This window comes from Pengzhenrongella sp., assembly GCF_036565025.1.
GTDB lineage: Bacteria > Actinomycetota > Actinomycetes > Actinomycetales > Cellulomonadaceae > Pengzhenrongella.
Genome location: NZ_DATCNW010000114.1, coordinates 24,766 through 35,484, shown reverse-complemented (window position 1 = coordinate 35,484; position 10,719 = coordinate 24,766). Strand labels below are relative to the sequence as shown.

Here is a 10,719-nt window from a genome sequence, read left to right as displayed (position 1 = left end):
CTCGAGGATCTCGGCGTGCCGGACCACGACCTCGGCGCCGGCCGCCAGTCCGCGAACGCGCAGGCGCACCCAGCCGACGGCGTTCTGCCCGAAGTCGACGAGCGTGGCGCCGGACGGTGCGGTCCAGACCTCCCGCGCGGGCAGCACACCGGTGGGGCGCATGGGGGGCCCGTCGGGCGCGACCAGGCGGCCGAGATCCTCGTTCAGCACCTCGACCGCTGCCGTGGGCAGATCCGCGCCGCGTCGCCGCAGGTCCGTGGTCTGCCCGTCGTACAGGTCGTCGAAGATGACGTCGGTTTCGCGTGCCCGCCACGTGCCGTCCGTCGCGAGGACCTGCACGACGCCGTCGGTCGTCGTCACCTCGAGCTGCGCGAGGAGCGCCAGCCGATGGCCGTACAGCGCGCGCTGCTCGGTGTAGCCGAGCCGGCCGCGGTACCACCCGTTGCCCAGCTGCATCTCGACGGCGTTCCCGCCAGAGTGGACCAGGTCGGTGACGTCGTAGACGTGGTAGCGCAGCCGGTGCTCGTAGGAGGTCCAGCCGGGCGCGAGGACGGTGTCGTCGACCCGGTGCCCGTTGACGCTCGGCACGTAGATGCCGTGCGCGCTTGCGTAGAGCCTCGCGGACCGGACCTCGCCGGGCACGTCGAGCTCAGCACACAGGGCGACGGCCGGGGCGTCCTCGGCCCCGATGCCCACCGGGCTCACGAACCGGGCGGACCAGTCGCCGACTTGGAGCAGCCCCGTCTCTACGGCGCGCGGCTCGCTCCAGGGGCTCCAGTCATCGCCGTCTGCCACCCGGACGCGGACCTCGACCCGCTCGCGGGAGAGCAGGGGCGCGGCGGGCCACGGGACGAGAATCTGGTCCCCGGAGGTCACCGCGTAGGTCGCCCGATGGCCGTCGCTGACCACCTCGATCTCGTACGCCGACTGCTCCCAGCCGTCGTCGGCCTCCGGGACGGTCCAGGAGAGCCGGGGTCGCGCTGTGCCCAGACCCAGGACAACTCCATCGTCCGTGCGGTGTTCGACGCGCGGAGCGCCGGGGGCGAGGCACTTGGCCATGTTTTTCTCCGAGAGCTGGGCCGGTGCGGACCGGTAGGACAGGACGGGGCGACGAGATCGGCGCCGCGCTCGGCGAGTGCCTGGGCCGGCGACGAGCTGACCGTGGGTCGCTGCGCTGCGAGTGTGCAACGATCTACGCACGAGGCTAACAAGGGTCGATGCAGGGCGTCAACGTTCGCGCAGACTTCGAGTCTTCGTCACGACTCAGAAGGCTTCTCCCATCGCAATTTACGTAGAACGATCTCGACAGTCGTTAAGATCGAGCCGATGATCAACGCACGTGAGGGCAGAGCACAGAGGTCCGCCGGCTCCACGCAGCGAGGCCCGGCCGGGTCGGACGTCAGGCGCACCACGATCCAGGACGTCGCCCAGGCGGCCGGCGTGTCGGTCTCCGCGGTCTCGAAGGTCGTGCGCGACGCCTACGGCGTTAGCCCGCAGATGCGAGCTCGTGTCACAGTGGCGATCGACGAGCTCGGCTACCGGCCGCATGCCGGCGCGCGCGCGATGCGAGGGCGCTCCTACACCGTCGGGGTCATGCTCGTGGAGCTGACCTCGCCGTTCCAGCCCGAGATCGCTCAGGCCATCAGCGAAGAGCTCGAGCCGACACCCTTCCAGGACATCATCGTGGCCGCGGGAGCATCGTCCGAGCGCCAGAAGCGCAGCATCGAGGCGCTCATGGATCGCCAGGTGGACGGACTGGTGCTGGTCGCGCCCTGGCTCGACGTCGCGTGGATCGAGGAGATCGCGAAGTCGGTTCCGGTCGTCGCCGTGGCGCTCCACGGCTCTCCGAAGAACTTCGACACCGTCGTCGACGATGATCGGCTCGGGGCCCGACTGATGGTTGACCACCTCGTGGCGACTGGCCACCGTCGGATCGTTCACACAAGCATGCCGGCGAGCGGCGAGAGCAGGGCACCGTTCGTGCTGTCCCACACCGCACGTCGGCAAGGCTTCGAACAGGCGATGGGTCGGCACGGGCTCGAGCCCGACGTCATCGAGACGTGGTACTCCGAGGAGGGAGGTCACCAGGCGGCAGTCGAAGCACTCGCACGTAGGGACCGGCCCACAGCCATTTTCGCCGGTGCGGACATCGCAGCGCTCGGGGTTCTGCGCGCTGCTGAAGAGCACGGCCTGCGGGTCCCGGAAGACCTGACCGTGGTCGGCTACGACAACATCTACGCCTCGACGATCAACCGTGTCTCCCTGACCACGATCGACCAGTCCGGCGCACTCACGGGTGCGGCGAGCGCCCGGCTCCTCCTCGAGCGCATCGAGGGCCGGACGACACCTGCGCACTACGTCGTGGCCCCCCGGCTGTTGGCGCGCGGCACGAGCGGGCCCCCAGGCCAGACGCGTTGAGCAGACGTTGGTAGGACGAGGAGTCAGTGCGACTCGCGCGATACCTGGTCCCCGCTCGACCCGACGAGGAAGTCGAGGTCGGCGCCGGTGTCGGCCTGGTGGACGTGGTCGACGTAGAGGCGCTCCCACCCTCGCGTCGGCGCCGCGTAGGCGGCTGCCGCCTCGGCGCTCGGCGCGCGCGTCGCGAGCTCAGGGCGAGCGGCCCGCCGGCGGCGGCCTCCGGGGCGACGTGCAGGACCACGGTGCCGCCTTCAGCCAGCGGCGGTGCCGCACGCGAGCGAATCACCTCCGCGTCCCAGATGCAGGCGTCGTCGAGGTAGTCGACGAGCGGCTTGCCGGTCACGGCGAGCGCGGCCGGGTCGAGCAGGTCGCGCACCTCGCGTAGAACGGCGAGAACCCGCCGGCCCGGAACAGGTCGTCCATGAGGAACCGACCGGCCGACGCCAGGTCGACCAGCAGCGGCCCCCGCGACCCGATGCGGTCGAAGTCCTCCAGCGTCAGGTCGATGCCCAACCGGCCGGCAATCGCCAGCAGGTGCACGACGGCGTTCGTGGACCCGCCGATCGCGGCCAGGGCCACGATCGCATTGTGGAACGAGCCCTTCGTCAGCAGGTCGCTCGGCCGCCGCCCGGCGGCGACGAGCTCTACCGCGAGCCTGCCTGTGTCGTGCGCTGCCTCGAGCAGGCGACGACTCGGACTTCAGGAAGTCCGTCTGGGACAGCGTCCCCGCACGGACCTCCTCGGACAGGCGCCACACGTCGGTGCCGCACCCGAGGGGCGTCCCCCGGAAGGTGCCGGTGAGCGTCGGCCCGCCCGGGACGACGATGGCGGGGAGATCCACCGAGGCCGCGGCCATGAGCAGCGAGGGGATGGTCTTGTCGCACCCCCGAGCAGAATCTCCGCGACGCTCGCGGACGCACTGTCCTCCACCCGGCCGGGCGGGGCCGTCTGCCTCGTCGGCATGGGTCAGACCCGCCTGGAGCTGGACGCGTTCACGATCAGCACCATGGAACGCTCGATCGTCGGCAGCTTCACGTACTCCTCCGACGACTTCCGCGCGGCCGTCGAGATCGTCGCGGGTGCGCCGGACATCGCCGCGGCCCTCATCAGCCGAATAGTGCCACTCGGCGAGGCGCCGGCGGCCTTCACGTCGCTGGCGTCCGGCGATGGCACCCCGGGCAAGGTCCTCGTGCGGATGTCCGCGACCTGAGGGATCAGGTCCTCAGCGCGGATCTCCCCGAACATCTTGCGGCTGTGCTGACCTGACGACTACTATCGCGTAGAACGTTGCACAAGTGAGTGCATCATCAGTCTCGAAGTCCGGCGCTCTGACGTCCGGCGCGGCGGGCACGGAGCCCGTCGGCAGCTCGGTCGGAGGGCTCCGTGCTCCGACCGCTCGAACGAGTGACGGATCGAGGACTACGCATGAGCGCGCACCTGGCATACCCGTGGATGCACGGACGACTCACGGCCGGCGAAAGGGCAGATCTGCTCCTGACCGAGCTGAGCCTCGACCAGAAGATGGCTCAGGTCTCCTGCTACTACCCGACGGACATTACGCAGACCACCGATTTCACCCAACGGTTCCCGGACGGAATCGGTGTGGTGTCGACCCTCGAGGCGCGTTCCGCGCTCACCCTGGACGAGGTGAGCGCGTTCCAGCGCCGGATCCAGTCGGAGGCGATGGAACGCTCCGGCCACGGGATTCCGGCGATCTTCCACATGGAAGGGCTCTGCGGCGCGTACCTGCCGGGGGCGACGAGCTTCCCGTCCGGGCTCGGTCGGGGCGCGAGCTGGGACGTCGACCTGGAGCGCAGCGTCGGGGAGATCGTCGGTAGGCAGGAACGAGCCCTGGGAATCACGCACACCTTCGCTCCGGTCCTGGACGTCTCCCGCGACCCGCGCATGGGACGACAGGCGGAGACCTATGGCGAGGACCCGAGCCTCGTCGCTGCGCTTGGGGTCGCCTACACCCGTGGGCTCCAAGGCGAGGACTCTGCCGGCCGGCGCACCGAAGCGGTCGCCAAACATTTCGTCGGCTCGCACCACACAGAGGGCGGCATCCACGGCGCGCACTGCAACGTCCCGGACCGACTGCTGGTGGAGGTCTACGCCAAGCCGTTCCAGGCGGCGATCACCCAGGCCGGCCTGCGAGGCGTGATGCCCTCCTACAACTCGGTCGCAGGCGAGCCGGTGTCGGGGTCGGCACGGCTGCTCACAACGCTGTTGCGGGACGAGATGGGGTTCGACGGCCTGGTGGTCTCCGACTACGGCGCGGTGGCGAACCTGCAGACCGTCCAGCGCGTCGCGGAGTCCCCGGCCCATGCCGGCCTGGCGGCCCTGCGCGCAGGCATGGACGTCGAGCAGCACGTGCCCCACGGCTTCAGCGCCGAGCTGCGAGATTGGTTCGCGCGGGGACGCGCCGATGTGGCACTTCTGGACCGGGCAGTGCACCAGGTGCTGACCGCCAAGTTCCGCATGGGGCTGTTCGAGAGCCCCTTCGCGCCGGATCCGGCCGAGCGGGACCGCTGCTACGGCGCGCCCGTTGACGCGGCGGTGGCTGTGCAGTCCGCACGGGAATCGCTGGTCCTGCTGCGCAACGACGGCGCGCTGCCGCTGCGGCGCGACGTGCGCACACTCGCCGTGATCGGCTGCCACGCAGCGAGCGCGCGGTTCTTCTTCGGTGGGTACACCCACTACTCCATGGCGGAGGCCAAGCTCGCCGTCAACTCCTCGATGGCCGGCCTGACCACCCGCAGCGAGGACCTCGGAATCATCACGGACACCCTCCCCGGCACCACGATCGAGGCGTCCGACCGTCCTGTCTTCGAGGAGCTGCTGCAGCGCCAGCAGCCCGGTATCCGCAGCCTCCTCGACGAGCTCCGCGTCCGGATGCCCGACACCGAGGTGAGCTGGACCTACGGCTACCCGTTCGCGGGCGACGACGACTCCGGACACGACGATGCCATCGCACTCGCTGCTCGCGCCGACGTCGTGCTCCTGACGCTCGGCGGGAAGCACGGCACGGCCTCGATCGCCTCCATGGGTGAGGGGATCGACGCGACCAACATCAACCTGCCGACCTGTCAGGAGGACCTGATCGTCAAGCTCTCTCAGCTGGGTAAGCCGATGATCGGCGTGCACCTGGACGGCCGGCCGGTATCCAGCGACGCCGCCGACACCCATCTGGCCGCCCTTCTGGAGGCGTGGAGCCCGGCCGAGGGTGGCGCCGAGGCCATCGTCGACATCCTGACCGGTGCCCACGGGCCCAGCGGGCGGCTGCCGGTCAGCGTCGCTCGGAACGCGGGCCAGGTCCCGGTCTACTACAACCACCCACACGGCTCTGCCTGGCACCAGGGCGAGAGTATCGGGTTCCGCGAATACGTCGATGCCCCCCACACGCCGCGCTATGTCTTTGGCCACGGGCTGTCGTACACCAGCTTCGACTACGCAGGACTCACCCTCTCCAGCCACGAGGTGGAGGCCGGCGACACCATCGACATCACGCTCACCGTCACGAACACCGGCGACCTGCGGGGGACCGAGGTCGTGCAGCTGTACCTGAGCGACAGATTCGCGTCCGTCTCCAGGCCGGTTCTCGAGCTCGCCGGCTTCCGCCGGGTCGATCTGGAGCCGGGGCAGGCGGCGCGGGTCGACTTCCGGCTCGACATCAGCCAGGTCGCGTTCCTCGACGCCGACATGCGCTGGCGCGTCGAAGCGGGAGAGGTGGACATCCTGGTGGGCGCCTCCTCCGAGGACCTGCGGCTGACCGACACGGTGTCGATCCGCGCGGACGCCGTGGTCGACGGCGCGACCCGAGGCTTCTTCGCCTGACGACGACCGGGCGCCCCGACCGAGCCGCCGTCCACGGAGACGTCCTCACGTGTCCGTGGACGGCGCGACGCCCGACGCAGGACGCACTCAGGTAATCGGAGTCGAACGCGCTCGGTCGAACGCGCGGACTTTGGCGAACATGTCCTCCAAGAGCCAGCGGACGTCGACGGAGTCGGCGACGCGGACGGTGCGTCCGGGCACCACCGCGTTGGTCAGGCGTGCGTGCTCGTCGAACTCGCGCACCACGTGGTGACGCCAGACCGCACCCTGGGGGTTGAGCACGACTCCGACGGCCGGGGAGTCCCCCAGGGAGCGCAACTCGGTGTCCTCGTCCAGCGTGGCGTTGAACTCCTTGCGCTGGCGCACGAGGTACTCGCCGAGCGGCCCGCAGGGAGCGACTTTCTCGTCGAGCTCGGCATAGCCGACCGAGACCATCGAATACACCGTCCACGGGAGCTGCCAGACGCTCACGCCGGACCCGAGCGGCCCCGGGTCCTGGGTCGCCCGGATGATCATGCGTGCTCCGGGCGAGTCGACGGGCGTGCACTCGTCGGGCAGGGCGCCGAATGGCCGTCGGCGACCTGCACGGTGCCGGTGAGGTCCATGAGGCGCAGGAGGAGGTCGACCTCCGCCCGGCTCTCGGCCATGCTCTCGGTGGTGCGGCGCGTCCCGAAGTGGGCGGGGATGATACGGACCAGGTCGATGGACGGGGACAGCAGCGCGTGCACAATCGCGTACTGGTCGTCCGCCTCGTTCTTCGCGTCGCTGTTGACAATCAGGCGTCGCCTCGTCGTCGGTCGTTCCCCTCTCCCAGCGGCCCGCGACCGAAGTGGTCTGCGCGGACGGGCAGGTCTAGGCCGCGTACCGTGACGGCCGCCAAGCTCAGGGGGCGGCCCGCGCAGCAGCGAGCAGCTTCAGGCGCTCTGCGCGGCGCTCCCGTTGCTTCCTTGGGTCGGCGACCGGCGCGGCCATCTGGAGCTGGTGGGTGTAGAGGTGACGGGGAGCGGTGGAGACTTGATGGGCCTCGCCCAGCTCGACGATCTTGCCCTGGTACAGCACCCCGATCCGATCGCTCACCTGGTTGACCACGCCGAGGTCGTGGCTGATGAACAGGTACGCGACCCCGGTGGACAGCTGGATCTCCTTGAGCAGTTTGAGCACGCGTGCCTGGGTGGTCACGTCGAGCGCGCTGGTCGGTTCGTCGCAGACGATGAGCGCCGGCTCGAGGGCCAGCGCTCGGGCGATGGCGATGCGCTGCCGCTGCCCGCCGGAGAACTCGCGCGGGTACCGCCGGGCGGATCCGGCGGGCAGGCCGACAGCGTCGAGGAGCTCGCGGACCCGGGCCCGGCCACCCTCCACGCCGACCGCCTCGAGGGGCTCCACGAGGATGTTCTCCACCGTCATCGCCGGGTTGAGCGAGGAGTACGGATCTTGGAACACGACCTGGATGTCCGTGGCGATCTTGCGGCGACGGGCACGGGAGATGTTGCTGATCGTCTGCTCACGGAACGTCACGGTGCCCTCGCTGACCGGCGCGAGCCCGAGGATCGCCCGGCCGATCGTCGTCTTGCCCGATCCGGACTCTCCTACCAGGCTCAGCGTCTCACCCGCCGCGATGTCGAAGCTCACGCCGTGGATGACCTCGGTCACCTTGCCACGCCGGCCAGGAAACTGGACGACCAGGTCCTGCACTGCCAAGAGTGGGGTCGACATGGGTCAGATCTCCATCAGCTCGACGCTGCGCGACGAGGCGAGCAGGTCCTGGGTGTAGGCGTGGCGGGGCGCGTCGAAGAGGTCGTCGACCTCGGCGCATTCGACGATGTGGCCGTCCTTCATGACGCTCACGGTGTGGCAAAGATCCGCGACCACGCCAAGGTTGTGGGTGACGAGGAGCATCGCCAGGCCGCGCTCCTCGGACAGTTCGCGCAGCAACTCGAGCACCTCAGCCTGCACGGTCACGTCGAGCGCCGTCGTGGGCTCGTCCGCCACGATGACGTCGGGGTCGGACGCCACAGCACCGCAGATGAGCACGCGCTGCGCCATGCCGCCCGAGATCTCGTGCGGGTACAGCCGCATCACTCGCTCCGGATCAATGATCCCGACCCGGACCAACAGCTCGATCACACGCTGCCGGGCGTCTCTCACCGACAGGGATCGTGCGGAGCGCAGGCCGCGGATCAGCTGCGACCCGATGGTGAACGAAGGGTCGAGGTTCGACATGGGCTCCTGCGGGATGTAGCCGATCCGTCGTCCCCGGGCCGCTTGCATCCTTGCGTGGCTGGCCATGAGGTCCTCGCCGTCCAGCAGGACGCTTCCGCCCAGCACCAATGCCTCTCGCGGCAGGATGCCGAGGGTGGAGAACGCGATCTGCGACTTCCCGGACCCGGACTCTCCGACGAGTCCGTGGATCTCACCACGGCGCAGATCCAGGTCGATTCCGTGCACCACCTCGTTGACGCCGCCGTCTGCCGTTGGATAGGCGATGCGCAGCCCGCGGATCGAGAGGAGCACGTCGTCCGAGCTGCCCACGAGAGCGGAGTCGGTCGGCGGCAGTTCCTCGAGCTCTCGGAGCGCGGACTCGATCGCCCTGCGCCGTCGTCGCGCCGGCAGGACCTTGCTTCGGGCGGAGGACTGCAGGATGTCACCCAGCGCGTTGCCGAGCAGGAGCAGGGCGAGGATGGAGAGGCTGATGACCAGGGACGGCCACACCACACCCCACCTGTTGTTGTAGATCCCGTCGAATGAACGCTGGAGCGTCATGCCCCAGGACGCGCCTGCTGGGTCGCCGAGCCCGATGAACGACAGGCCGGCCTCGATCCCGATACCGGCGGCCGCGATGCTCGAGGTTTGGATGATGACCGGTGCACGGACCGCCCAGAGCACGTGCTTGCCCACGATGCGCAGGTCGGAGAGCCCGACGACGCGCGCCGCATCGACGTACAGCTCGCCCCGCACACCCACCACGATCGATCGAGACAGCCGGTACGTGTGCGGGGCGACGAGGCACCCGAAGACCGCCATGGCGACCGGGAGATTCGGGCCAGTGAGCGCGAACAGCGCGATGAGGAGCACCGGCGCGGGTAGTGACATCAACGCGTCGGCGACGAAGTTCGCAATCGTCTCGAACTTGCCTCGATAGAAGCCGGCAACCAGACCTGCCACGACACCGAGGGTCACGGCGACCACGACGACGATCACGACCGCGACGAGAGTCTGGCGGGTGCCCCAGATCAGGCGAGACAGGATGTCGTATCCGGCGGAGTCGACGCCCAGCACGTGTCCCGCGGTGAACGGCGGCGCGTTGGTGGCGAAGATGTCCGTCTCCGGAAGATCGAACGGTGCGATCCAGGGGGCGGACGCGGCGGTCAGGACAACGATCGCCAACCAGGCCAGGCACAGCGCGCCCTGGGCGTCCCGGAGCAACTCGACGACGACGGGGCGCCGTCTGGCGCCACGAAAGTCGTCGGGGGCGGGCAGCGTAGCGGGAACGACAGCGTCGAGGGGGGCGGTCATCGGTGTCTCGCCTTCGGGTTGAGCAAGGTGACGCCGAGGTCACTGAGGAAGTTGACCGTCAGCACGATGAGGAGCGTTACGAGCACGGTTCCCATGACCATGGGCACGTCGCTGCTCAGGGCGGCCGACTGGCCGAGCTGACCGACGCCTGGCAGGGCAAAGACGATCTCGATGAAGACGGCACCGGCGAACAGGCCCACCATGGTGAGGTTCAGTGCGGTGAGTCCCGGCACGGCGGCATTGCGGAGCACGTTGCGGAAGATGACTTCACGTTCCTTGACCCCGCGGGCACGCAGGGTACGCACGTAGTCGCGGCCAAGTGTGTCCAGCACCGCTGCACGGAACATCGCCGCGACTCCTGCGCTCGTCCCTACGAGAAGTGAGACGACGGGCAGAGTCACGGATGCGGCCCAGGGGGAAAGGCCCTGCTCGATCGGTACGTAGCCGGTGGCGGGTAGGAGACGCCAGGCGACTGCGAACGTGAAGACGAGGACGATTGCCACGACGTAACCCGGTACCGCCGCCCCGAGCACGGTGAAGAACTGGACGAGCCGGTCGACCCACCCTCCCCTGACGGCCGCAGTGACCCCAAGGATCACGCTGATCACGGTCGTCAGGAGGAGGGTGATGATCACTATGGTGACGGTGACCGGCACTCGGTTGGACAAGGCGTCCCTCACGGTCTGCCCCGTGTAGAACGACGTGCCGAGGTCGCCCGTGGCAGCCCCCGACAGCCACTCCCAGTACTGCGTGAGGAGCGGCCGGTCGAGCCCTAGCTCGGCGACCTCACGCTGGATGTCTGTTGCGGTGGCATTCAATCCCAGGACCGAACGCGCGACGCCTGACCCGTTGCTGTACATCATCGCGAAGGTCGCGAAGGTGACGGACAGGATCACACCGACGGAGCGTGCGAGGTTCTTGAGCAGTGAGAGCGCCATGGCCAACCCTTCCGGT

General features: G+C 69.2%; 9 protein-coding genes and 1 pseudogene. 3 read left to right on the top strand and 7 right to left on the bottom strand.

Annotation, left to right across the window (positions count from 1 at the left end; genetic code table 11):
• On the bottom strand, positions 1–1,059 hold a 1,059-nt coding region (locus VIM26_RS06410), incomplete at its 3' end, for a family 78 glycoside hydrolase catalytic domain (RefSeq protein WP_331949518.1).
• A 267-nt stretch (positions 1,060–1,326) separates the two neighbouring features.
• Between VIM26_RS06410 and VIM26_RS06405 the strand changes: the two genes are divergently transcribed.
• Complete coding sequence (locus tag VIM26_RS06405; protein WP_331949517.1) at positions 1,327–2,418, top strand: LacI family DNA-binding transcriptional regulator; 1,092 nt, start codon at positions 1,327–1,329, stop codon at positions 2,416–2,418.
• Positions 2,419–2,757: 339 nt separating this feature from the next.
• On the opposite strand, the pseudogene VIM26_RS06400 reads toward VIM26_RS06405, so the two are convergent.
• Positions 2,758–3,274 (bottom strand): annotated as a pseudogene (locus VIM26_RS06400) (dihydroxy-acid dehydratase).
• Between VIM26_RS06400 and VIM26_RS06395 the strand changes: the two are divergent.
• Both VIM26_RS06395 and VIM26_RS06390 read left to right on the top strand, forming a co-directional pair.
• The gene (locus VIM26_RS06395) at positions 3,254–3,628 is read left to right on the top strand and encodes a zinc-binding dehydrogenase (RefSeq protein ID WP_331949519.1); all 375 of its coding nucleotides are present in this window, start codon (positions 3,254–3,256) and stop codon (positions 3,626–3,628) included. The pseudogene VIM26_RS06400 and the gene VIM26_RS06395 overlap by 21 nt on opposite strands.
• A 215-nt stretch (positions 3,629–3,843) precedes the next feature.
• Entirely contained in the window at positions 3,844–6,252 is a 2,409-nt protein-coding gene (locus VIM26_RS06390) for a glycoside hydrolase family 3 N-terminal domain-containing protein (protein ID WP_331949516.1), read from the top strand.
• A gap of 87 nt (positions 6,253–6,339) precedes the next feature.
• Here VIM26_RS06390 and VIM26_RS06385 read toward each other — a convergent pair whose 3' ends face one another.
• From VIM26_RS06385 to VIM26_RS06365, 5 genes are all read right to left on the bottom strand, one after another.
• The gene (locus VIM26_RS06385; RefSeq protein WP_331949515.1) at positions 6,340–6,768 is read right to left on the bottom strand and encodes a hypothetical protein; all 429 of its coding nucleotides are present in this window, start codon (positions 6,766–6,768) and stop codon (positions 6,340–6,342) included.
• On the bottom strand, positions 6,765–6,980 hold the full coding sequence (locus tag VIM26_RS06380) for a hypothetical protein (protein WP_331949514.1): 216 nt from the start codon (positions 6,978–6,980) through the stop codon (positions 6,765–6,767). Before VIM26_RS06380 ends, VIM26_RS06385 begins: the two co-directional genes overlap by 4 nt.
• Positions 6,981–7,134: 154 nt before the next feature.
• Positions 7,135–7,965: an ATP-binding cassette domain-containing protein gene (locus VIM26_RS06375; protein WP_331949513.1), complete on the bottom strand. Its 831-nt coding sequence runs from the start codon at positions 7,963–7,965 to the stop codon at positions 7,135–7,137.
• A 3-nt stretch (positions 7,966–7,968) separates the two neighbouring features.
• Positions 7,969–9,765 carry a dipeptide/oligopeptide/nickel ABC transporter permease/ATP-binding protein gene (locus tag VIM26_RS06370; protein WP_331949512.1) on the bottom strand — a complete coding sequence of 599 codons (1,797 nt, stop codon included), beginning with the start codon at positions 9,763–9,765 and terminating at the stop codon, positions 7,969–7,971.
• The gene (locus VIM26_RS06365; protein WP_331949511.1) at positions 9,762–10,703 is read right to left on the bottom strand and encodes an ABC transporter permease; all 942 of its coding nucleotides are present in this window, start codon (positions 10,701–10,703) and stop codon (positions 9,762–9,764) included. The genes VIM26_RS06370 and VIM26_RS06365 overlap by 4 nt, the downstream gene beginning before the upstream one ends.
• Between the last annotated feature and the right edge of the window lie 16 nt (positions 10,704–10,719).

Excerpts from the sequence above, each read along its gene's own strand:
- VIM26_RS06405 (WP_331949517.1), top strand. The coding sequence starts at position 1,327 with ATGATCAACGCACGTGAGGGCAGAGCACAGAGGTCCGCCGGCTCCACG.
- VIM26_RS06390 (WP_331949516.1), top strand. The coding sequence starts at position 3,844 with ATGAGCGCGCACCTGGCATACCCGTGGATGCACGGACGACTCACGGCC.
- VIM26_RS06385 (WP_331949515.1), bottom strand. The coding sequence starts at position 6,768 with ATGATCATCCGGGCGACCCAGGACCCGGGGCCGCTCGGGTCCGGCGTG.
- VIM26_RS06375 (WP_331949513.1), bottom strand. The coding sequence starts at position 7,965 with ATGTCGACCCCACTCTTGGCAGTGCAGGACCTGGTCGTCCAGTTTCCT.
- VIM26_RS06370 (WP_331949512.1), bottom strand. The coding sequence starts at position 9,765 with ATGACCGCCCCCCTCGACGCTGTCGTTCCCGCTACGCTGCCCGCCCCC.
- VIM26_RS06365 (WP_331949511.1), bottom strand. The coding sequence starts at position 10,703 with ATGGCGCTCTCACTGCTCAAGAACCTCGCACGCTCCGTCGGTGTGATC.